Source organism: Stenotrophomonas sp., from assembly GCF_050737075.1.
In the GTDB taxonomy this organism is placed as follows: domain Bacteria; phylum Pseudomonadota; class Gammaproteobacteria; order Xanthomonadales; family Xanthomonadaceae; genus Stenotrophomonas.
Genome location: NZ_JBOHXV010000052.1, coordinates 12,423 through 34,636, shown reverse-complemented (window position 1 = coordinate 34,636; position 22,214 = coordinate 12,423). Strand labels below are relative to the sequence as shown.

Here is a 22,214-nt window from a genome sequence, read left to right as displayed (position 1 = left end):
AAGCTCTTGCCTTCGCGCCCGAGGGTCGGCGCTGGATAGGGGCGGGGGAGCGGCTATTATAGAAGGCCCCGAGGGTTTGCCCCGGCTACACACTGTTTCCCAAATTCGTGCCTGTTCAATTCCCCCTCAAGCTGATCGACCGGCGCATGCTGGCCCCCACCGTCGGCCACTACCAGTTCCTGCGTGATGACGGCCAACCGCTGGATTTCCAGCCCGGCCAGTTCATCCAGGTCCATTTCGAGTACGCCGACGGCACCGCCACCAAGCGCAGCTACTCCCTGGCCACCCTCCACGATCACGCCCTGGCCCCGGGCGAAGCCGTTGATATTGCAGTCAGTTTCGTGCCCGGAGGCGCCGCCACGGCCCTGTTCGAGGGCTTGGACATTGGCGGCCACGTGACCGCCAGCGGCCCGTTCGGCCGGTTCTGCCTGATGCCGGGCGACCACAACGCCCGCTACCTGCTCATTGCCACCGGCACCGGGGTCACCCCGTACCGCTCCATGCTGCCGCTGCTGGTTACCGCCATGGCCGAGCGCGGGGTGGAGGTGGTCCTGCTGCAGGGCGCCCGCACCCCGGCCGAGCTGCTCTACAGCGACGACTTCTATGCCTTCGCGGCCGCCCACCCGGGCTTCCGCTACGTGCCGTGCCTGTCGCGCGAGCTGCCGGAGAACCCGCACCCGGACGTCCGCCACGGCTACGTGCAGCAGCACCTGGCCGAATTCGCGCCCAACCCGGCCACGGACATCGCCTACCTGTGCGGTAACCCGGATATGGTGGATGCCACCTTCGAGGCGTTGAAGGAAGCCGGCCTGCCGACACCGCAGGTGCGGCGCGAGAAGTACGTCAGCAGCAAGTAGCTGCCGCGGTTCCTGGAATGTGAAGGCCGTCGTTGCCGCCGTGGAACAACCGGTATAGCATTCGCCCTACGGATGTCCCGACCCGGTTAAAGGGGCATTGGCCGCCACGAAAGTGGTCCCACCAAGAGTGGTTAAGAGAGTCCGGCCCGCTCCACATTCAAGCAAATGCCCGCCATGCGCGGGCATTTCGCTTTTCAGGCTCTAAGCAGGATATCCAGAATGCTTACCTTCTCCGCTGTGGCGAGCACCTCGTCCATATCGCCGCGAAAATAGGCGCTTTCGACAAAGAGCCGAAGTTCTGCGCCTCCGGTCACCCTTCTCTCCACGCGGAAGTAGACAACGTAGTGTCCCGACGAAACGTGTCTTTTCACCGCGAAGTGGTTCTTTCGCCGAGTCGAATAGCAGTTGCGTTCGACAAGGCCAGCCAGAACTGCAGGCAACGCCATGCTCGCTTCCCAGCGCTTGAGGCAGAAGACGCGCGGATCATTTGGCCGCACGACCCACCCGTAGACATGGTCAGGATCATAGCCGCCAAGCTTTGACGGCGCCTGCGAGAAGCAATGGTGTGAGTATTCGATTCTGACGCGTATGTGCAGCACAGACTGCCGCGCCTTGGCTTCACCCTTGAAGACGATGTAGGTTGGATGCAGATGCCTCAGTGAGTAAATCACCCCATCCTGCCGATGATCGATCCACACCACACTCTTGCTGTACGTCGCCATACATCCACGCCTCAAAAATCGCTGATGGCGCGTGGCTATCGAGACTGCGCCGAGCTGAAATTTGTAGCGGGATCGGGTGGCTACTGGCATAGCTAAATACGACAGCAAGCGCAGCTCGCGTCACCATTCTCAAAATCAATCACTAGTTTCGTAGTCGCTGTCGCGCACGGCCGCTGGGCGGCAACAAAAGTGCTGCTGCGCGGCACACCGTACTATGCGGCCGCGATCCTGGAGATCCGAATCGAAGGCTCCAGAAGGTACTTAGCCCCGGTAACTATCGACCAGGCGTAAGCAGAGGTACGCCGTAGTCATTACTCCAATCGCGTTGCGGCGTAGGTGTTGGCGCCGCTGACCAGCTCGAATCTACTGGTGCGGCCATCCGTGACAGGCGGGACATTCAGCACCATGTCCTGCTCGGTCATGAAAAAACTCGTCGCAGATTGCGCATGCAGTTCCCTGCGGGCTGCACCGAGCACGTCGCTCTGCAGGTACAGCCGATCGCCTTCGGCAATGAGTTCTGCGGTTTTGCCCAGCAACGCGTAGCGGCCGGCGAGCTGCCGGTTGCGTGCGGCATCGCCCGGAATGGCGAGCTTCTCGATCACCTTGAATTCCGGCCAGCCGTACTCGGCAGAGATACTGGCCAGGATCTCGCCGATCAGCGCCGCGCCGTTGTCGCTGTTGGTCATGATCACCGCGCCCTGGCCACTATGCGTATAGCCGTACAGCTGCGAGCGGAAGCCCGTCGTGCCACCGCTATGACTGAAGCTGGTCCGGTCACCCAGATCCTCGACGTACAGCCCGAGCCCGTACTCGCCCAGGCCACGCGTGAGCATCGTCTGTGCGGTGTCGTGCGAGAGCAGCGTGCCTGCGCTGCCATCGGCGGCGCGCTGGACCTCGAGCACCACCTGCGCAAGATCGCTCGGCGTGGTCCACAGGCCCGCCGCCGCCGACTCGGGATAGCGGTGCCAGCGTCCTGCGACCGCGTGGCCGTCGGCGGTGTGACCCGATGCCGCCGTGTTGTCCTGGCTGGGCGGCAGTGCTACGGCGAAAGTACTGTGCTTCATACCCAGCGGCCCCAGCACGGACTGCTGCATGTACCGATCAAACGGTTGCCCGGCCGCCTCGGCCATCAGCAACTGCACGACGCCATAGCCACCGCCCGAATAGCGCCACAGGCTGCCGGGCAGGACGTCCACCCGCACCGGGTCAGAATTGGCCGGGGCAGTGCCGTCGAGGACCTGCACCAGGGTCGGCAGTGGCTGCCCCTGCGCGTAGCCTAAGTAACCATGGACCGTCATCCCGGCGCTGTGGTTGAGCAGCATGCGCAGGCTCACAGGCTTGGCGCGGGTGAAGTCGTTGTCTGGAATCTTCCACGCGGTCAGCTGGTCGTTGGCCGGCGCATCCAGCGAAAGCCGGCGCTGCTGGAGAAGCACGAGCGCCCCCACTGCGCTGACGGCTTTGCTGACAGAGGCCGCCTGGAACAGGGTATCTGGCGTGACGGAAGCTGCGTTCTCTCCATCAGCGCTGGTCACGCCGTAAGCGCGTGCCCACTGGACGCGCCCCTGGTCGATGAGGGCGATGCTGACGGCCGGTACGTTATGGAAGGCCATGCGCTGCTGGAGGTCCATCTTCCCGCCAACCGCGCCCTTGACCATCACTGGGGTGGAAAGCCCTGCCTCCACGCGCGCGACGCGGGCCTCCGGCGCCATAGAGGCTTCCTCCGCCGATAGTGCGGGTCCCATGCACAGGGCAAGCGTGCCCAAGAAGCATGTTGCACGTTGGCGCAGCAACCGAACGTCGTGGCGGAACTGCATGGGTGATTCCAGGAGTGGGTGACAGGCTGGGGCGACATTACCTCAAGCCCCCTTCGGTCACATCCAGCCCGCCCGCTCGTCATGGCATGCTGAGACCCTTCAATCCAGGATGCGATCGAAATGCGACTTTCCCGCCGTCCCCTGGCAGCCAGCGCAGCCTTGCTGCTGCTGACCGCCTGCCAGGCCACCCCGGAGGCACCCCCGGAAACCGCTGAGCGCCAGTACGGAACACTGACGTTCAAGCCCTGCACCCTGACCAGCGCCCAGGCCAGCAGCAACGTGGAGGCCGAGTGCGCCACGCTGCAGGTGCCCGAGAATCCGGATGCGCCCACGGGCCGCAAGATCGGGCTCAACATCGCCCTGCTCGATACCGAGAACCTGGGCGAGGGCAAGCAGGACCCGGTGTTCTTCCTGGCCGGCGGCCCGGGCCAGTCCGCCACCGAGGTGGCCGCCATCGTCAACCAGGCGCTGCGCGAAGTGCGCAAGAAGCGCGACATCATCCTGGTCGACCAGCGCGGTACCGGAAAGTCCAACCCGCTCAGCTGCCTGGACGCGGATGGCAAGGAACTGGCCTTCGATGAGAAAGCCGCGCCCACCCCGGCGGTGATTGCCGAGTACGCCCAGCGCTGCGCGGCCACGCTGGTGGACCGTGCCGATAGCCGCTTCTACACCACCACCCAGGCCATCGGCGACCTGGACGCCGTGCGTGCGGCGCTGGGGGTGGAGAAGATCAACCTGGTCGGCGCCTCATACGGCACCCGCGTGGCCCAGCAGTACGCCGCGCGCTTCCCGCAGCACACCCGTGCGGTGGTGATCGACGGCGTGGTTCCGAACGACATCGTCGTCGGTGCCGACTTCGCCAATACCTTCGAAGCGGCGATCGAACTGCAGTCCGCCCAGTGTCGCAAGGACCCGGCCTGCGCCAAGCGCTTCCCGGTCGATACCCGTACCCAGTTGCGCAACGTGATGACCACGCTGGCCAAGGCACCGGTCGACGTGGAATACCGCGACCCCGGCACCGCGCAGGTGCGCCGCGACACGGTCAGTGCCGATACGGTGACCGGCCTGGCCTTCATGTTCTCGTACATGCCGGAACTGTCCTCGCTGCTGCCGGTGATGCTCGATGAAGCCGCGCAGGGCCGCTACGCGCCGCTGATGTCGCTCAACAGCCTGGTCAGCCGCTCGATGGGCGGGCAGATGAACCGTGGCATGCAGTGGTCGGTGATCTGCGCCGAGGACTACGACCGCTTCCAGGAAGCGCCGGCCGGCGACCGTCTGCTGGGCCCGGAAGTCGCCCGCATGTTCTTCGCCGCGTGCCCGGTGTGGAACGTGGGCACCCGCCCGAAGGACTTCACCGCGCCACTGAGCGCACCGTTGCCGGCACTGCTGCTGTCCGGTGAGTTCGATCCGGTCACCCCACCGCGCTATGCCGAACAGGTGCTCAAGACGCTGCCCAACGGCCGCCACCTGATCGCCAAGGGCCAAGGCCACGGCACCATCGGTGCCGGCTGCATGCCGCGGCTGCTGGGCCAGTTCATGGACACGGCCAACGCCACATCGCTCGATGCCACCTGCCTGGATACGCTGACCCCGGTGCCGGCCTTCACCTCGTTCAACGGATGGGAACCATGATCGTCGCCGAGAACCTGCACAAAGCCTTCAAGACCAAGACCGGCCTGATCAAGGCGGTGGAGAACGTCGGCTTCCAGGCCGAGGACGGCCGCATCACCGGCCTGCTCGGGCCCAATGGTGCCGGCAAGACCACCACCATGCGCATGCTCTACACCCTGATGACGCCCGACCAGGGCCGGGTCATGGTGGACGGCCTGGACGCGGCCACCCACGCGGTGGACGTGCGCCGCCGGCTGGGCGTGCTGCCGGATGCGCGCGGCGTGTACAAGCGGCTGACCGCACGCGAGAACATCGCCTACTTCGGCGAACTGCACGGCATGAGTGGCGCGCAGATCCGCGAGCGCACCAAGGTGCTGTCCAAGGCGCTGGACATGGAAGACATCCTGGACCGCCAGACCGACGGCTTCTCGCAGGGCCAGCGCACCAAGACCGCCATTGCGCGGGCATTGGTACACGACCCGCGCAACGTCATCCTGGATGAGCCGACCAACGGCCTGGACGTGATGACCACCCGCGCGCTCCGCAGCTTCCTGCGCCAGCTGCGCGACGAAGGCCGCTGCGTGATCTTCTCCAGCCACATCATGCAGGAGGTGGCCGCGCTGTGCGACAGCATCGTCGTCATCGCCAAGGGCACGGTGATGGCGGCGGGTACCGCTGACGAACTGCGCACGCTGACCGGCGAAGCGAACCTGGAAGATGCCTTCGTGAAGGTCATCGGCAATGAAGAAGGACTGCACGCATGAGCGCGTTTGCCACGTTGTTGACTGTGATGCGCAAGGAACTGCGCGATCTCTCGCGTGACCGCCGTACCCTGGCACTCACGCTGCTGCTGGGGCCGCTGCTGTACCCGATCCTGATCCTGGGCATGGGCAAGCTGGCCGAAAGCCGGGTCAAGACCCAGATCGACAAGCCGCTGGAGATTCCCACCATCGGCCGCGAAAATGCCCCCAACCTGGTGCGTTTCCTCGCCTCGCAGGGGCTCAATGCGGTGGATCCGCCGAACGACCTGACCGCCGCCATCCGCGACCAGAAGATCGACATCGCACTGCGCATCAGCCCGGAATTCGGCACCGACTGGGCCGAGGGCCGGCCCGCGCTGGTGGAGATCGTGCAGGACAGCACCCGTCGCGATGCCGACATTCCCACCGCGCGCCTGAAGGCGGCGCTCAATGGCTACAGCCAGCAGGTGGGCGCGTTGCGGCTGCTCGCGCGCGGTATCGATGCGCAGGTGGCGCGCCCGCTGGACGTGGCCACCCAGGACCTGGCCACGGCCGAGGCCAAGCGAGGGGTGATGCTCTCGTTGCTGCTGCCGATCCTGCTCACCATCACCTCGTTCCTGGGCGGTGCCTACCTGGTGATGGACACCACCGCTGGCGAGCGTGAGCGGCAGTCACTGGAGCCGTTGCTGGCCACCCCGGCCAAACGCAGCGCCATCGTGAGCGGCAAGATCGCGGCGGCCTGCGTGGTCGGCGTGGTGTCATTGCTGCTCACCCTGGCGGCCTTCAAGCTCAGCGCGCAGCTGTCCACCGGCGCGGCGGCACGGCAGCTCAACATGGGCCTGCTGTCGATGCTGCAGATGCTGTTCGTGATGATGCCGATCCTGTTCATCGGCACCTCGCTGCTTACCTTCCTGTCGGCGGCCGCCAAGAGCATGAAGGAAGCGCAGAGCCACATGACCTGGCTGATGCTGCTGCCGATGCTGCCCGGCTACGCGCTGATGGTGTACCCGGTGAAGAGTGAGCTGTGGCAGCTGGCCGTGCCGTTCCTGGCGCAGAACCAGATGCTGCTGAAGATCATCCGCCATGAGCCGATCAGCGCGGCGATGTGGGCGGTGTACCTGGCGGCAGGGTTCGGCCTGGCAGCCCTGTTGTGGTTCGCGGCCGTGCGCCGCTACCACCAGGAGCGGTTGGCGATTTCAGGTTGACCCAACAAAAAACCCCGGATCGCTCCGGGGTTTTTCTTTTGCATCCTGTACCCACCCACGGTGGGTAAGCGCGGAATCAACCGGCCGGCGCGAACGTCAGCGTGCGGCGGGTGGTGACCGGGGCGCTGACCGGCTCGAACTTCCAGCGCTTGACCGCGGTGAGGGCCTCGCGGTCGAAGGTGCGGGCCGGGGTGGCGCGCAGCACGCGCGCGTTGGTGACCGAGCCATCGGTGCCCACGGTGATTTCCACCAGCACTTCGCCCGCGGTGCCGGCGCGCAGTGCTTCGGCCGGGTAACGCGGCGCCGGCGTGCTGATCGCGCGCAGCGCGGCGGCCGCGGCGGGCGCAGGCGTCGGCTGGCGGGCAGCGGCAGCCTGGGCGGCGGCGGCGGCCTGCTGGCGCTGTTCGGCCTCGCGGCGGGCGGCGGCCTGGCGTTCGCCGTCCTGGCGTTCGCTTTCGCGGCGGGCGGCGTCGTGCTGCGCGGCGATCTGCTTGGCCGCCTCGGCCTCGCTTGCCTGCTGCTGGCGCTGCTGGTCGGCCAGCTGCCTGGTCTTGTTCTCGGCGTCCTTCTTGACCTTGTCGGTTTCTTCCTGGGTGCGCTTGAGGGCGGTCTGCATGCCGTTGGTGATGCCGGTCTTCAGGCGCGGCAGGGCCGGTGCCGTGGCGTCCACCTTTTCGATCAACGCCACCAGGCGCTGGCCTTCGGCGAAGTCCTCGCGGCCCAGGCTCTGCTCGGCGGCGATGAGGGTGTAGGGCAGCAGGTCGGTCAGCGCGCTCTTCACCGAGGCGTCGTCCGGGGTCTTGTCGCGCAGGGCGAGGTAATACTCGATGGCGTTGTCGCCGGCCGGGGCGTACATGCGGTTCTCGCGCAGGGCCTTGCTGGCCAGGTCGCGAAGCTCCTCGGTGCCCATCGACTGGACCTTGGCTGACACCGCAGGTGCCGGCGTGGCGGCGGGTGTGGCGGCCGGCGTGGCCGGTGCCGTCGGCGCGGCAGGCGCCGGTTCGTCCTTGCCCGAGCAGGCGGCCAGGGCCACCACCAGGGTCAGCGGTGCCAGCAGGCGCACCTTGGCTTTCGTGTTGACGTGCGACATCCAACTCCCCCTTTGAAGAACGACGATACGTAAGGCCTGATGCGGTCAGGCCGACCAGAAGCCATGGACGTTTCCCAGCATCCAGGCTGTGTTGCAGGTGCCCAATCTAGCATTCCCGCGCCCCGCTTTGCAGGGCATCAGGAAGGGCAGGGCGGCGTTGCGTCGCAGGCCGCCCAGGTGGACTCAGTGCGCCAGCGCCTTGCTCGGCGTGTGGGCCATCAGCTTGTCGGTGTAGGCGATGCCGATGGCCGACAAGATGAATGCGGCGTGGATGATGGTCTGCCACATCACGCCGTTGGAGGTCATGGTGGTGCAGGCAATCTCGGCCTTGGGGCCGTACTTGGCCAGCGCGTCCGCCGCCGCGGCGTAATAGGCCTCGGTCCGGCACAACGGCATGCCATCCAGGTTGCCCGCGCCGATGAACGTCTTGAGCAGGTGGATGGAGGAGATGCCGATGATCGACAGCGCCAGCTTCACCTTCAGCACGCTGGCATTGACGTGGCTCAGCCACTCGGGCTGATCCGGGTGGTTCTCCAGGCGCAGGCGCGAGACGAAGGTTTCGTAGCCACCCACGATCACCATGACCAGCAGGTTGGAGATCATCACCACGTCGATCAGGCCCAGCACCAGCAGCATGATCTCCTGCTCGCCCATGCTGTTGGCCTTGTGCAGCAGGTGCCACAGCTCCTTGCCGAACAGGAACACGTACACGCACTGCGCCAGGATCAGGCCCAGGTACAGCGGCAGCTGCAGCCAGCGCGAGGCGAAGATCAGGGACGACAGGGGGCTGATGGGCTTTTCAGTCGAGCTCATGCTGGGATGCTGCGTTGCGGGGGACGCCGCAGGTTACCGGGCCTGCATGACGCTGCCAACCCGACTGACGCACTAGACTCTGGATTCCTGAACCGCTGGGCATCCGACATGTTCGATCTGTATTACTGGCCGACCCCGAATGGCCACAAAGTCACCCTGTTGCTGGAAGAGCTGGGCCTGCCGTACACCATCAAACCCGTGAACATCGGCAGCGGCGACCAGTTCAAGCCCGAATTCCTGGCCATTTCCCCCAACAACAAGATGCCGGCGCTGGTGGACCACCAGCCCACCGACGGCGGCGCGCCGCAGAGCGTGTTCGAGTCCGGTGCGATCCTGCTGTATCTGGCCGAGAAGACCGGCCGCTTCCTGCCGGCCGACAGCCGTGGCCGGGTCGCGGTGCTGGAGTGGCTGTTCTGGCAGATGGCCGGGTTGGGGCCGATGAGCGGCCAGATGGGGCACTTCAACGTCTATGCGCCCGAGCAGATTCCCTATGCGATCGAGCGCTACGGCAACGAAGTGCGCCGCCTGCACGGGGTGATGGACAAGCGCCTGGCCAGCAGCGCCTACCTGGCCGGTGACGAGTACAGCATTGCCGACATGGCCAGCTACCCGTGGATTGGTGCCTACGACAAGCTGCCGGCCGACTTCGCCGCGTTCCCGAACCTGAAGCGCTGGCACGCCGCCATCGCCGCCCGCCCGGCCACCCAGCGCGCCTATGCGCTGCGCCAGCAGGTGAACCCGGATGCGGGCAAGCCGTTGAGCGATGAGGAACGCAAGCACCTGTTCGGCCAGCGGTGAAACGGGCGGCACTGCCGCCTGTTTCACCGCGGTAGAGCCGACTGTTAGTCGGCTGGCTCTGCGGGATGCCGCCAAGGGCAGCCGACTAACAGTCGGCTCTACCGTCGGCTCCGCGGCCCGCGGTACCGGCGGCCCGGACCCCTGGGCCGCTTTTCGTTAGGATGTTGCCTCCCGTCCGGCCCCAACCGGACCGGGAATGTCCTGACACCGCCGGAATTCGCCATGCGCCACCTTGTCGCCTCGCTCGCCCTCATGCTCGCCACGACCACCATCGCCCACGCCGAAAAACTCACCCTGGACGCCATCACCGGTCCGTTGCCGCTGTCCGGCCCGACCCTGATGAAGCCCAAGGTGGCCCCGGACGGCTCGCGGGTCAGCTTCCTGCGCGGCAAGGAGTCCGACCGCAACCAGCTGGACCTGTGGGCGTACGACATTGCCAGCGGCGAGACCCGGCTGCTGGTCGATTCCAAGGTGGTGCTGCCGGGCAACGAGACGCTGAGCGATGCTGAAAAGGCACGCCGCGAGCGCCAGCGCATTGCCGCCCTGACCGGGATCGTCGATTACCAGTGGTCGCCCGATGCACGCACGCTGCTGTTCCCGCTGGGCGGCGAGCTGTACCTGTACGATTTGGGCAAGCAGGGCAAGGCGGCGGTGCGCCAGCTCACCCACGGTGAAGGCTTCACCACCGACGCCAAGCTCTCGCCCAAGGGCGGTTTCGTCAGCTTCGTGCGCGACCGCAACCTGTGGGTGATCGACCTGGCCAGCGGCAAGCAGCTCCAGCTCACCCGCGATGGCAGCGCCACCATCGGCAACGGCGTGGCCGAATTCGTGGCCGACGAGGAAATGGATCGCCACACCGGTTACTGGTGGGCGCCGGACGATTCGGCCATTGCATTCGCGCGCATCGACGAGTCGCCGGTACCGGTGCAGAAGCGTTACGAAATGTATGCCGATCGCACCGAAATGATCGAACAGCGCTACCCGGCCGCCGGCGACCGCAATGTGGCCATCAAGCTGGGCGTGATCGCGCCACGCGCCGACGCCACCCCGAACTGGATCGACCTGGGCAGCAATCCGGACATCTACCTGGCCCGCGTCAACTGGCGCGACCCGCAGCGGTTGACCTTCCAGCGGCAGTCGCGCGATCAGAAGACCCTGGACCTGATCGAGGCCGACCTGGCCAGCGGCAAGCAGCGCACCCTGATCACTGAAACCTCGCCCACCTGGGTGCCGCTGCACAACAGCCTGCATTTCCTGAAGCAGGGCGGCTTCCTGTGGTCGTCCGAACGCAGCGGTTTCCAGCACCTGTACCGCGTGTCCGAAGACGGCCGGGCGGTCATGGCGCTGACCAGTGGCAACTGGCCGGTGGACGAGCTGCTGGCCGTGGACGAGGAGGCGGGCAAGGTCTTCTTCCGTGCCGGCGTCGAGTCGGCCCGCGAAAGCCAGATCTACGCCGTGCCGCTGCAGGGCGGGCCGCTGCAGCGCCTGTCGCAGGCGCCGGGCATGCACACCGCCAGCTTCGCCGGCAACGCCAGCGTCTATGTGGACAGCTGGTCCAACACCACCACGCCGCCGCAGATCGCGCTGTTCCGTGCCACTGGCGAAAAGATCGCCACGCTGGTGGAGAACAACCTGGCCGATCCGGCCCACCCCTATGCGCGCTACCTGGACGCGCAGCTGCCGGTGGTGTTCGGCACGCTGACCGCCGCCGACGGCCGCACCCCGCTGAACTACAGCCTGATCAAGCCCGCCGGCTTCGACCCCTCCAAGCGCTACCCGGTGGTGGTGTACGTGTACGGCGGCCCGGCCAGCCAGACCGTCACCGACAGCTGGCCCGGCCGTGGCGATCACCTGTTCAACCAGTACCTGGCCCAGCAGGGCTACGTGGTGTTCTCGCTGGACAACCGCGGCACCCCGCGCCGTGGCCGCGACTTCGGCGGTGCGCTGTACGGCGTGCAGGGCACGGTGGAAGTGGCCGACCAGCTCAAGGGCGTGGAATGGCTCAAGCAGCAGCCGTGGGTGGACCCGGCGCGCATCGGCGTGCAGGGCTGGTCCAACGGTGGTTACATGACCCTGATGCTGCTGGCCAAGGCGTCGGACCAGTACGCCTGCGGTGTCGCCGGCGCGCCAGTCACCGACTGGGGCCTGTACGACAGCCATTACACCGAGCGTTACATGAACCTGCCGGCGCGCAACGCCAAGGGGTATGAGGAAGCGCGCGTGCTGGCCCACATCGACGGCCTGCGCTCGCGGCTGCTGCTGATCCACGGCATGGCCGACGACAACGTGCTGTTCACCAACTCCACGTCGCTGATGAGCGCGCTGCAGAAGCGCGGGCAACCGTTCGAGTTGATGACCTACCCCGGCGCCAAGCACGGTCTGTCGGGCAGCAACGCGCTGCACCGCTACCGCCTGGCCGAGGACTTCCTGGCGCGTTGCCTGAAGCCATAATCGAACGGATCCGATCGGGCTGCCAAGGAGGACACCGATGACCCTGCCACCCCCGCTTGCCGGCGCCACGCGCGCCGGCTGGTGGTCCCGCCATTGGCGCTGGGCGATGCCGCTGGGCGTGCTGGCAGTGCTGCTGCTGACCGTTGCGCTGGTCTGGTTCGTGCTGGCGCAGTGGTCGCGCTGGAGCCGCGCCAGCGAGCCCTACCAGGAGGCGATGCGCCGCGCGCGCTGCAGCATCGAACTGGTGGCGGTGCTGGGCGAGCCGATCCAGGACGGGTACCTGCCCAGCGGCAGCCAGGAACGCACCGCCGACGGCGGCGGTTCCAGCGAGTTCGTGGTGTCGCTGAGCGGGCCACGCGGCGAGGCGGAGCTGTTCCTGGAGGCCCACCGCGAGCGCGGCCAATGGGACTACCCGCTGCTGTATGCGATCACCGGCAACGACGAGGCGATTGACCTGACTGCCCTGGACGATGCCGAGGCGGCCACGGTCTGTGCGCTGCGCGAGTGCCGCGAGCAGGGCCATTGCCCGCTCCCCGGCGGTCGCTGGGGCAGCTGAGCGCGGGCCATGACCTACGGCCGATTGCCGCTGCCGCCTTGAGTGCGTAGGGTCGCAGGCATCCGTTCACAGGAGTCCTGCATGAAGCCGCTTGCCCTTGCCGTCGCGTTGGTCCTTTCTGTTCCTGCCGCGCTCAGCGCGCCGCCGGCCTTCGCTGCTGCCCCCGCCGCGACCAAGGCCCCGGCCGCTGCGGCCTGGGTGACCCGCAGCAACGAACTGGCGCAGATCCTGCTGGATGCGCAGGGCCCGTTCCAGCCGGAAGAAACCGGCTTCTTCGGTGTGCCCGGTTACGACGACAAGGTCGCCGATTTTGGGCCGGACAACGACAAGCGCTACCGCGCCGCCGTGGCCAAGGCACGCAGCGAGCTGCAGGCCAAGCTGGCCACCGAACGCGACCCGAACGTGCGCCAGGACCTGGCGATCATGATTGCCGCGGCCAGCCAGAGCATCGAAGGCAGCGAACTCAACGAAAAGCACCTGCTGCCGTGGAGTGATACCCCGCAGACGGTGTTCAGCGGCATCAACCTGCTGCTGTCCGACCAGGTGCCGGCCGAGCGCCGCGCCAAGGCGCTGGACCGCCTGAAGGCCTATGCCGGCCTGGCCCCGGGCACGACCGCCATCACCACGCTGTCGCGCCAGCGCTATGAAGAGCGCCTGGCCGACAAGAGCCTGCTGCAGCCGACCCGGATCGAGGTCGAACAGTCGCTTGAGAACGTCGATACCTACATCACCGGCATCGAAAAGCTGTTCGACAAGTACAAGATCGCCGGCGCCGACGAGGCCCTGAAGACCATTGCCACCCAGCTGCGCGAGTACCGCGACTGGACCAAGAGCACCGTGCTGCCCAAGGCACGCGCCGATGCGCGCCTGCCCGAGCCGCTGTATGCGTTCCAGCTCAAGGGCGTGGGGATCGATATCGACCCGAAGCTGCTCATGCAGCGTGCCCAGCTGGAATTCATGGAAACCCGTTCGGCGATGCGCCAGCTGGCGCCGCTGGTGGTGAAGGCCAAGGGCCTGACGGTGGCCGACCCGACCGACCCGGTGGCGGTGATCCGCGCGCTGAAGAGCGACAAGATCGCCGACGACCAGCTTGAGCACCACTACCGTGGCGTGATCGATGCCATCGACCCGATCATCCGCGCGCAGAAGATCGTGGACGTGCCGCAGCGCCCGATGCAGATGCGGCTGGGTTCGGCCGCCGAAAGCGCCGCCTCGCCGGCGCCGCACTTCCTGCCGGCGCCGCTGGTGGGCAACACCGGCCAGCAGGGCACCTTCGTGCTGCCGCTGGGCAACCCGGCCGCCGGCGACAAGGCCGCGCAGTACGACGACTTCAACTTCGGCTCGGCCGCGTGGACGCTGAGCGCGCACGAGGGCCGCCCGGGCCACGAGCTGCAGTTCACCGCGATGGTGGAGCGCGGCGTGTCGCTGGCGCGCACGATGTTCGCGTTCAATTCGGTCAACGTGGAAGGCTGGGCGCTGTACGCCGAAGCCGAAATGGTGCCGTATGAGCCGCTGGACGGGCAGCTGATCGCGCTGCAGTTCCGCCTGCTGCGCGCGGCGCGCGCGATGCTGGACCCGATGCTCAACCTGGGCCTGATCGACCGTGCTACGGCCGAGCGCGTGCTGATCGACGAAGTGGGCCTGTCCAAGGCGATGGCCACCCAGGAACTGGACCGTTACATGGTGCGCATGCCGGGCCAGGCGGGCAGCTACTTCTACGGCTACACCCGGATCCTGGAACTGCGCATGCAGACCGAGCTGGCGCTGGGCGACAAGTTCGACCGACTGGCGTTCAACAATTTCCTGCTCGACCAGGGCCTGCTGCCGCCGGACCAGTTGGCCAAGGCGGTCAACGAAGTGTTCATTCCCCGGTACAAGGCGAAGTAATCCGTTCCGCGTGGGCCACGACCAACGGTCGTGGCCTACCAACGGTACCGGCTCACGACCGTTGGTCGTGACCTGCTATCACCGCGTCGGCGTAATGGTCTGCACCGGCAGACGCTCCGCCGGCGGTGGGTTGGGCACCCAGATCGCCACACCGGCCGCGCGCTTCTGCGTGGTCGGAATGCCGATGCCTACGCCGCCGCCGCTGTGCGAGCCGTAGCTGCCGCCACCCACCGACACGCCGCCGCCCGAACTGCTGGACTCCACGCCCATCAGGATCACGCCGTTGGCGCCGAGTGCGGCGGCTTCCTTCTTCAACCGCGCCACGGCCGCATCGGTCTGGCCCTGGGTGCCGAAGCCCACCGCGCTGGACGATTCCAGCTGGGCGATCTCGATCGAACCCGGCGGCGGGGTGGAGTAGATCTGTACCAGCGCCGGATCGGTCGGTGCGCGGGTCTGGCCCAGCATCACGCGCGAGGTGCTGGCGCAGCCGGTCACGACCAGCAATGCACCCAGCAGTGGAAGGATTCGAATGTTCATGGGCTCACCCCCGTTGATCGGCCCGGTCGGCCTGCGTCTGGATCATCCGGGCTGGCCACTGAATCGGTGCCAACCCCATCGTGACGGTAGCACCGCCGCGGTGAGTCTGCCGCCAGCCCGTTCTTGCCGCCACCCTCACGCCTTGCTGGCGCAGCGCTCGCTACGCTGCGGCCAGCATTAATCCGGGAAGGAACAGGGGCATGGGGCTGATCAGTCTGTTGTGGGGTGTACTGGCATTGCTGTGGATGGTCCTGGCGCTCATCCCGCTGCTTGGCTGGGGCAACTGGTTCCTGATTCCCTTCGCCGCCGTGGGCGCGGTGATCGGCGCGCTCGGCATCCTGTTCACCCACCCCAGCAAGCGGGGCAGGGCGTGGGCCGGCCTGCTGCTCAACGCCGTGGTGGTGGTAGTCGGGATCGTGCGTCTCTCGCTGGGCGGCGGCATCCTGTAAATCGGGGTGCGACGATGGGTCGCACCGGCGGAGCGGCCGCAGGCAAGGGCGTAGAATGAGCGCCCCATGATCATTCGCCCTCGTCCACACGGCTGGCAGCTGCTGTACATCCTGCGCGGCTCCATCGTGCCGGCCATCGCGCCCAAGGTGGCCGCCATCTTCGTGCTGGCCGTGGCCGTCGCCACCTTCGCCGAGCTGGCCCACCCGCCGGGCATCGAGCGGGTGTCGGTCGCGCCGTTCACCCTGCTGGGCCTGGTGCTGTCCATTTTCCTCAGCTTCCGCAACAACGCCTGCTTCGACCGCTGGTGGGAAGGGCGCAAGCTGTGGGGCCAGCTCATCTATGAATCACGCAGCCTGGCGCGGCTGTGCAGCACGCTGCTGGCCGAACAGCCGGCGCGTGCCGACCGCATCTGCCGCCTGGCCATCGCCTTCGCACACGCGCTGGCTGCGCGCCTGCGCGGGCAGGACGCCGCGCTGGCCGGCCTGCCCTGGGTGGCCGAGGCCGACCGTGAGCGCTATGCGCAACGCCAGAACGTGCCGGACCAGCTGCTGGCAATGATCGCGCTGGAAACTGCCGCCGCGCTGCGTGCCGGTGAGATCGACTCGATCCTGTATGCCCAGTTCGAAACCCGCCTGCATGCGCTGTCCAGCATCCAGGCCGGCTGCGAGCGCATCCTGCTCACCCCGCTGCCGTTCGCCTACACCCTGCTGCTGCACCGCTGCGCATGGATGTTCTGCGTGCTGCTGCCGTTTGGCCTGGCCAGCTCGCTGGGCTGGGCCACGCCGGTGGTCTCGGCGGTGCTGGCCTACGCGTTCTTCGGCCTGGACCAGCTGGGCGAAGAGATGGAAGAGCCGTTCGGGCTGGAGCCCAACGACCTGCCGCTGGATGCGATGGTGCGCACCATCGAAATCGACCTGCTCGACAGCCTCGGCGTTCGCCCGCTGCCGGCCCCCCTGCAACCGCAGCGCTACCTGCTGCAGTAACCGAATACCGCCCGGAGCACCGCCATGGCACACCCCGACTACCGCCCCCGCCGCATGCGCCATGACGAGTTCTCGCGGCGGCTGATGCGCGAAAACACGCTCACCACCGACGACCTGATCTACCCGGTGTTCGTGCACGAGCTGGCCGGTCGCGCGCCGGTGGCGTCGATGCCGGGCGTGGAGCGATTGTCCATCGACGAACTGCTCAAGGTCGCCGAGGAAGCGCTGGAGCTGGGCATCCCGGTGATCGACCTGTTCCCGGTGATCGACCCGTCCGGCAAGTCGCTGGACGCGGCGGCCGCCTGGGACGAGAACGGCCTGGCCCAGCGCGCCATCCGCGCGCTGAAGTCGCGCTTCCCGGAGCTGGGGGTGATGACCGACGTGGCGCTGGACCCGTACACCACCCATGGCCAGGACGGGATCATCGACGACACCGGTTACGTGCTCAACGACATCACCGTGGCCGCGCTGGTCAAGCAGTCGCTGTCGCATGCCGAGGCGGGCGTGGACATCATCTCGCCGTCGGACATGATGGACGGCCGTATCGGCGCGATCCGCCGCGCGCTGGATGCGGACAACCACGTCAACGTGCGCATCATGGCCTACTCGGCCAAGTACGCCTCGGCGTTCTACGGTCCGTTCCGCGATGCGGTGGGCAGCTCGGCCAGCCTGGGCAAGGCCGACAAGAAGACCTACCAGATGGACCCGGCCAACGGCGACGAGGCCCTGCGCGAAATCGCGCTGGACCTGGAGGAGGGCGCCGACATGGTAATGGTCAAGCCAGGCATGCCTTACCTGGACCTGGTGCGCCGGGTGAAACAGCAGTTCGGCGTGCCGACCTTCGCCTATCAGGTGAGCGGCGAGTACGCGATGATGAAGGCCGCCTTCGCCAACGGCTGGCTGGACGAACGCGCCTGCGTGCTGGAGTCGCTGATCGGTTTCAAGCGTGCCGGCGCCGACGGCGTGCTGACCTATTTCGCGCCGCAGGTGGCGCGCTGGCTGCGCGAGCGCTGACAATACGCGCCAACACGCGAACAGGAAGACGATGATGCAGACGATGGGATGGGTGCAGTGGCTGACCTGGGGCACCGGTGTGCTGGCCTTTGCGGTGGTGATCGGCCTGGTCATCCGCGGCGTGGTCCGTGCCGCACGGCGCGCGCCGGAACAGCCGTCGGCGGCCGCCCGCCTGGCCCGCGAGGCCAACCTGCCGCCGACCGTACAGGCCGAACTGGCCGCGCTGAACCAGCGCAAGGACAACGGCGAGATCAGCGAACCGGAATACGAACAGCAGCGCGCCGCGCTGTTGCGCGCGTATTGAGGGGAAGGGCAAGGTCAGGAAATGCCGACGGGGTAGAGCCGACTGTTAGTCGGCTGCCCCACGACGGCAATCCCCACCAGGCGCCCGCAACCGATAAAGATCCAACCCCCCCGCCTTCGGCGACCGCGCCTGCCCCGCCACCACCATCTCACTGGGCTTGGACGCATCCACCACCGGTGCCCCGGTCTGCCCGTCGGCGGTGTTGAACGACAGCGCCAGCGGCGCCGCCGGTTGGCGGTAATCGCAGCCCACCACCCACACCTGCGAATGCCCGTCCACCACCCGGGTCACGGCCAGCGCCCCGTCGTTGCCCAGCCAGTCGCCGCCCAGCTCGTCGGCGGCGCTGTTGACCGGCTTCGGCAGCGGCGTCGCGCTGTCGAAGCCACGCCCCTGCGCGGTCGCGGTAAACAGGTCGTAGCCGCCCTGGGTGCCCTTGCCGTTGCGCGCGAACAGCAACGTCCGGTCTCCCGCGCGCACGGCCGGGCGGCGCTCGTCGGCCGCGGTGTTGACCGTCACCGGCATCGACAGCACGGTCCCGAAGCTGCCGTCGGCGCGGATCATCACCGCGTACAGATCGAACCCGCCGCGCCCGCCGGCGTGGTTGGAGGCGAAGTACAGCCACGCACCGTCGTGGCTGAAGAACGGATCGACGTCATCGCCGGCGGTATTGAAGGGCAGTGGCGTCGGGTCCTGCCAGCGCCCGTCGCGCAGTACCGCCTGCCACAGGTCCCAGCCGCCGGCGCCACCACTGCGGTCCGAGGCCCAGACGATGCGCTTTCCGTCCGGGGCGATGGTGGCCTGGGCCTCGTTGGCCTTGGTCGAGACCACCCCCATGCCCTCGATGCCGAACTCGGAAAGTGCCATCGCCTCCGGTGCGGAGAGTAAACTCAGGCCCAGCGCGAGCAGTGACAAGGGAGTGCGCATAGTCGCTTCCATTGGGGTTTGCGTTCCAATCCAGGCCGGAGTTTAAGACACCATGACCGCTCGTTACGCCGTATTCGGCCAGCCCATCGCCCACTCGCAGTCGCCGCACATCCATGCCGCGTTCGCCAGACAAGAGAGGATCGAGCTGGATTACCGCGCCATTGAAGCGTCACCGGCCGACTTCCCGGCCGTGCTGGAGGCGTTCGCCGCCGAGGGTGGGGCAGGCGCAAACGTCACCGCGCCGCTCAAGGAAATCGCCTTCGGGCTGTGCAGGACCGTCACCTCGCGCGCCAAGCTGGCCGGCTCGGTCAATACGCTGCTGCGCAAGGGCGATTACTGGCACGGCGACACCACCGACGGCGTGGGCCTGGTACGCGACCTGACCGACCGCCACAGCCTGGACCTGCGCGGCCGCCGCGTGCTGCTGCTGGGCGCCGGCGGCTCGGCGCGCAGCGTCGCCCCGGCCCTGCTCGATGCCGGTATCCGCGAGCTGGTGGTGGTCAACCGCACCCCCGAGCGGGCAGATGAGCTGAGCGACGCCATCGGCGAGCCCGGCCGCGTGCTGACCCGTTACTGGGAATCCATGCACGAGCTGGGCGACTTCGAACTCATCGTCAACGCCACCTCGGCCGGCCGCGACCGCAGCGTGGACTTCGAACTGCCGCTGTCGCTGGTCAACAGCATGACCACCGCCGTGGACCTGAACTATGGCGAGGCGGCCATCGCCTTCCTGGCCTGGGCGCGTGCGGCGCAGTGCCGGAACATGGTCGATGGCCTGGGCATGTTGGTGGAGCAGGCCGCCACCAGCTTCCAGCAGTGGCACGAAGTCCGCCCGGAGACCGACCCGGTCTACGCCGAACTGCGCGCCCGCAACGCACTGGCGGGTGAAGAGTGAGCGGCAACATGGATCTGTTGATGAGCGTGCTGGGCATGGTCGCCGTGCGCCTGCCGGTGCTGATCGCGCTGGCCGTCTCGGTGGTGTGGGTCGTGGACACCCCGCGCGGCGCGATCCGTAGCGTCGCCCTGTGGGCCATCGGCCTGCTGCTGGCGGCCTCCCTGGCCGGGCTGGTACTGAACGTCGTGCCGAGCTACCTGGTCCAGACCGGCAACTACGGCAACGTGCGGATGCTGTCGTGGTGGCTGGGCGGCGGGCACTTCGTGCTGGGCCTGGTGAACGCGCTGGGCATGGTGCTGCTGGTATGGGCCATGACCCGCGCGCTGCGCAACCGCGCCGCGCCGGCCGGTTGATCGGCGAACCCGGTCACGGATCTGAACCGGCGCGGAAATCCGCGCCGGCCGCGGCCCCGGAGCATGAGAAAATACCCGCCTGATCCAGGCAGGACCTCCCCGGCGTGACCGAAAAAGTTGAAGCCCCGCGCGCGCTGAACGACGAGCTCAAGACCGTCATCCGCGATGCCTACACCAAGCTGCAGGCCAATACCCCTGGCTTCAGCACGCGGCGTTCGCAGAGCCAGATGATCGGCGTGGTCTCGCGTGCGCTGTCGCACAGCGGCGGGGTGGGCGTGGTCGAGGCCCCCACCGGCGTGGGCAAGTCGCTGGGCTATCTCACCGCCGGCGTGCCGATCGCCCTGGCCACCAAGAAGAAGCTGGTGATCAGCACCGGCACCGTGGCGCTGCAGTCGCAGCTGGTCGAACGCGACATTCCCAACTTCCTCAAGGCCACCGGCATCGAGGCCACCGTGGCGCTGGCCAAGGGCCGCACCCGTTACCTGTGCACGCGCAATGCGGCCGAGGCCCACGGCGACGGTGCGCAGGAAGGCATGTTCGAGGATGAGCAGCCGTTGTTCGACCGGCCGCTGGCCCCGATCGAAATGGACCTGGCCCAGAAGCTGAGCAAGGACTTCGTCGAAGGGCGCTGGAACGGCGACCTGGACAACGCGCCGGACACCATCAGCGCCTCGCTGCGCTCGCGCATCACCACCCCGGCGTCGGGCTGCGCCGGCCGCAAGTGCGCGTATTCGGCGCAGTGCGCGGTACTGCGCGCGCGCAACAACGTGCGCGATGCGCAGATCGTGGTGACCAACCACGCGCTGCTGCTGTCGGCACTGTCCATTGGCGAGAGCGACAACGGCCAGCCGCTGATCGCGCCGCCGTCGGACATGTTGCTGGTGCTCGACGAAGGCCACCACATCGGCAACGTGGCCATCGACCAGGGCGCGGCCAGCCTGGCGCTGGACGAGATGGCCAAGCGCACCGGCCGCCTGCAGATTCTGATCGCCGCCGCGTACCGTGCGGTGGACAAGGACAAGCTGGGCAACCTGCTGCCCAACGAAGCCATCGACGTGGCGGCGCGGGTCAGCAAGCAGCTGCGCGCGTTCCGCGATGTGATCGACCGCAGCTGGCAGCCCGACCCGACCGCACAGGAGCCGATGTGGCGCGCCCCCAACGGGCGCCTGCCGGACATCTGGATGGCCGACATCGAGGCGCTGGCCGACGACACCCGCGCGCTGTTCAACTGGGCCCATGCCGCGCAGTCGCAGGTGGCCAAGGGCAAGCCGGAAGACGCCGCGCGCGAGCGCCTGCAGCGCACGCTGGGCATGGCGCTGGAGATGATCGAGCAGCAGCACAGCCTGTGGACGGCCTGGCGCCGCGAAGACAAGGAAGGCCAGCCGCCGTTCGCGCGCTGGGTCACCCTGTCGCGCGATGGCGACCTGATCTTGCACGGCTCGCCGGTGTCGGCGGCCAACGTGCTGCGCAAGCTGCTCTGGGACGAAGTGGATTCGGTGGTGATGACCTCCGCCACGCTCACCGGCGGCGGCGACTTCCAGGCGCTGGCGATCGACAACGGCATTCCGGCCGAGGCCGAGATGGTCTCGCTGGCCTCACCGTTCGACCTGCCCAACCAGGCCGAGCTGATCGTGCCGAACTTCCCGGTGACGCCGGATGACCGCGACCGTCACCCGAAGGAAGTCGCCAAGTACCTGGTCAAGGAACTGGACTGGAGCAAGGGCAGCATCGTGCTGTTCACCTCGCGCTGGAAGATGGAAAAGGTGGCCGAGCTGATGCCGGCCGCACAGCGCAAGCAGGTGCTGGTGCAGGGCGAGACGGCCAAGCAGAAGATGATCGACGAACACCTGCGCCGTACCTCGGCGGGCGAGGGGTCGGTCCTGTTCGGCCTGAACTCGTTCGGCGAAGGCCTGGATCTACCCGGCGAGGCCTGCACCACGGTGGTCATCACCCAGGTGCCGTTCGCGGTGCCGACCGACCCGCAGACCTCCACGCTGAGCGAATGGTTCGAGAGCCGCGGCCTGAACGCCTTCAACCTGATCGCCGTTCCGCACGCGCTGCGCACGCTGACCCAGTTCGCCGGCCGCCTGATCCGCACCTCCACCGACACCGGCCGGGTCATCATCCTCGACTCGCGCCTGATCAGCCGCCGCTACGGCAAGCGCATCATCGATGCGCTGCCGCCGTTCAAGCGGGTTATTGGGTGACAG

At 67.4% G+C, this 22,214-nt stretch carries 21 protein-coding genes; 15 read left to right on the top strand and 6 right to left on the bottom strand.

Annotated elements, in window-relative coordinates; genetic code table 11:
* Positions 1-107 precede the first annotated feature (107 nt).
* Positions 108-857 carry a ferredoxin--NADP reductase gene (locus tag ACREPD_RS13445; RefSeq protein WP_431599784.1) on the top strand — a complete coding sequence of 250 codons (750 nt, stop codon included), beginning with the start codon at positions 108-110 and terminating at the stop codon, positions 855-857.
* A gap of 194 nt (positions 858-1,051) precedes the next feature.
* Here ACREPD_RS13445 and ACREPD_RS13440 read toward each other — a convergent pair whose 3' ends face one another.
* Together ACREPD_RS13440 and ACREPD_RS13435 are read right to left on the bottom strand one after the other, a co-directional pair.
* The gene (locus tag ACREPD_RS13440) at positions 1,052-1,579 is read right to left on the bottom strand and encodes a hypothetical protein (protein WP_431599783.1); all 528 of its coding nucleotides are present in this window, start codon (positions 1,577-1,579) and stop codon (positions 1,052-1,054) included.
* A 311-nt stretch (positions 1,580-1,890) separates the two neighbouring features.
* Positions 1,891-3,393, bottom strand: coding sequence for a serine hydrolase domain-containing protein (locus ACREPD_RS13435; protein WP_431599782.1), 1,503 nt, complete (start codon positions 3,391-3,393; stop codon positions 1,891-1,893).
* A gap of 120 nt (positions 3,394-3,513) precedes the next feature.
* Here ACREPD_RS13435 and ACREPD_RS13430 point away from each other — a divergent pair, with 120 nt between their 5' ends.
* From ACREPD_RS13430 to ACREPD_RS13420, 3 genes are read left to right on the top strand one after another with little or no spacing between them, the layout of a single operon-like run.
* Positions 3,514-5,025, top strand: a complete 1,512-nt coding sequence (locus ACREPD_RS13430) for an alpha/beta fold hydrolase (RefSeq protein WP_431599781.1) — start codon at positions 3,514-3,516, stop codon at positions 5,023-5,025.
* Positions 5,022-5,768: an ABC transporter ATP-binding protein gene (locus ACREPD_RS13425; RefSeq protein ID WP_431599780.1), complete on the top strand. Its 747-nt coding sequence runs from the start codon at positions 5,022-5,024 to the stop codon at positions 5,766-5,768. Before ACREPD_RS13430 ends, ACREPD_RS13425 begins: the two co-directional genes overlap by 4 nt.
* The gene (locus tag ACREPD_RS13420) at positions 5,765-6,949 is read left to right on the top strand and encodes an ABC transporter permease (protein ID WP_431599779.1); all 1,185 of its coding nucleotides are present in this window, start codon (positions 5,765-5,767) and stop codon (positions 6,947-6,949) included. Before ACREPD_RS13425 ends, ACREPD_RS13420 begins: the two co-directional genes overlap by 4 nt.
* Before the next feature lie 76 nt (positions 6,950-7,025).
* Here the strand turns inward: ACREPD_RS13420 and ACREPD_RS13415 are convergent, their stop codons facing one another.
* Positions 7,026-8,039, bottom strand: a complete 1,014-nt coding sequence (locus ACREPD_RS13415) for an energy transducer TonB (RefSeq protein ID WP_431599778.1) — start codon at positions 8,037-8,039, stop codon at positions 7,026-7,028.
* 183 nt (positions 8,040-8,222) lie between these two features.
* On the bottom strand, positions 8,223-8,852 hold the full coding sequence (locus ACREPD_RS13410; protein WP_431599777.1) for a TIGR00645 family protein: 630 nt from the start codon (positions 8,850-8,852) through the stop codon (positions 8,223-8,225).
* Positions 8,853-8,960: 108 nt separating this feature from the next.
* Here ACREPD_RS13410 and ACREPD_RS13405 point away from each other — a divergent pair, with 108 nt between their 5' ends.
* The 4 genes from ACREPD_RS13405 to ACREPD_RS13390 all read left to right on the top strand — a co-directional run bounded on the left by ACREPD_RS13405 (position 8,961) and on the right by ACREPD_RS13390 (position 14,544).
* Positions 8,961-9,650, top strand: a complete 690-nt coding sequence (locus tag ACREPD_RS13405) for a glutathione S-transferase N-terminal domain-containing protein (protein WP_431599776.1) — start codon at positions 8,961-8,963, stop codon at positions 9,648-9,650.
* A 222-nt stretch (positions 9,651-9,872) separates the two neighbouring features.
* Complete coding sequence (locus ACREPD_RS13400; RefSeq protein ID WP_431599775.1) at positions 9,873-12,101, top strand: S9 family peptidase; 2,229 nt, start codon at positions 9,873-9,875, stop codon at positions 12,099-12,101.
* 37 nt (positions 12,102-12,138) lie between these two features.
* A complete protein-coding gene (locus ACREPD_RS13395; protein ID WP_431599774.1) occupies positions 12,139-12,657 on the top strand; it encodes a cytochrome c oxidase assembly factor Coa1 family protein in 519 nt (172 codons plus the stop codon).
* 81 nt (positions 12,658-12,738) lie between these two features.
* Entirely contained in the window at positions 12,739-14,544 is a 1,806-nt protein-coding gene (locus tag ACREPD_RS13390) for a DUF885 domain-containing protein (protein ID WP_431599773.1), read from the top strand.
* A 78-nt stretch (positions 14,545-14,622) separates the two neighbouring features.
* Here ACREPD_RS13390 and ACREPD_RS13385 read toward each other — a convergent pair whose 3' ends face one another.
* The gene (locus ACREPD_RS13385; protein ID WP_431599772.1) at positions 14,623-15,081 is read right to left on the bottom strand and encodes a hypothetical protein; all 459 of its coding nucleotides are present in this window, start codon (positions 15,079-15,081) and stop codon (positions 14,623-14,625) included.
* A gap of 200 nt (positions 15,082-15,281) precedes the next feature.
* Here ACREPD_RS13385 and ACREPD_RS13380 point away from each other — a divergent pair, with 200 nt between their 5' ends.
* The 4 genes from ACREPD_RS13380 to ACREPD_RS13365 all read left to right on the top strand — a co-directional run bounded on the left by ACREPD_RS13380 (position 15,282) and on the right by ACREPD_RS13365 (position 17,832).
* The gene (locus tag ACREPD_RS13380; RefSeq protein WP_431599771.1) at positions 15,282-15,530 is read left to right on the top strand and encodes a hypothetical protein; all 249 of its coding nucleotides are present in this window, start codon (positions 15,282-15,284) and stop codon (positions 15,528-15,530) included.
* A 66-nt stretch (positions 15,531-15,596) separates the two neighbouring features.
* On the top strand, positions 15,597-16,514 hold the full coding sequence (locus ACREPD_RS13375; RefSeq protein WP_431599770.1) for a bestrophin family protein: 918 nt from the start codon (positions 15,597-15,599) through the stop codon (positions 16,512-16,514).
* A gap of 24 nt (positions 16,515-16,538) precedes the next feature.
* Positions 16,539-17,528 (top strand): porphobilinogen synthase, encoded by a 990-nt coding sequence (hemB, locus tag ACREPD_RS13370; RefSeq protein ID WP_431599769.1) that lies wholly within the window; start codon positions 16,539-16,541, stop codon positions 17,526-17,528.
* A 31-nt stretch (positions 17,529-17,559) separates the two neighbouring features.
* The gene (locus tag ACREPD_RS13365) at positions 17,560-17,832 is read left to right on the top strand and encodes a gas vesicle protein GvpG (protein WP_431599768.1); all 273 of its coding nucleotides are present in this window, start codon (positions 17,560-17,562) and stop codon (positions 17,830-17,832) included.
* Positions 17,833-17,877: 45 nt separating this feature from the next.
* On the opposite strand, the gene ACREPD_RS13360 is transcribed toward ACREPD_RS13365, so the two are convergent.
* Positions 17,878-18,756, bottom strand: coding sequence for a TolB family protein (locus ACREPD_RS13360; RefSeq protein WP_431599767.1), 879 nt, complete (start codon positions 18,754-18,756; stop codon positions 17,878-17,880).
* 52 nt (positions 18,757-18,808) lie between these two features.
* On the opposite strand from ACREPD_RS13360, the gene aroE reads away from it, so the two are divergent.
* The 3 genes from aroE to dinG all read left to right on the top strand — a co-directional run bounded on the left by aroE (position 18,809) and on the right by dinG (position 22,211).
* Positions 18,809-19,651: a shikimate dehydrogenase gene (gene aroE, locus ACREPD_RS13355; RefSeq protein ID WP_431599766.1), complete on the top strand. Its 843-nt coding sequence runs from the start codon at positions 18,809-18,811 to the stop codon at positions 19,649-19,651.
* An 8-nt stretch (positions 19,652-19,659) separates the two neighbouring features.
* A complete protein-coding gene (locus ACREPD_RS13350) occupies positions 19,660-20,004 on the top strand; it encodes a hypothetical protein (RefSeq protein WP_431599765.1) in 345 nt (114 codons plus the stop codon).
* Between the two features lie 104 nt (positions 20,005-20,108).
* Entirely contained in the window at positions 20,109-22,211 is a 2,103-nt protein-coding gene (dinG, locus tag ACREPD_RS13345; protein ID WP_431599764.1) for an ATP-dependent DNA helicase DinG, read from the top strand.
* The last annotated feature ends 3 nt before the right edge of the window (positions 22,212-22,214 follow it).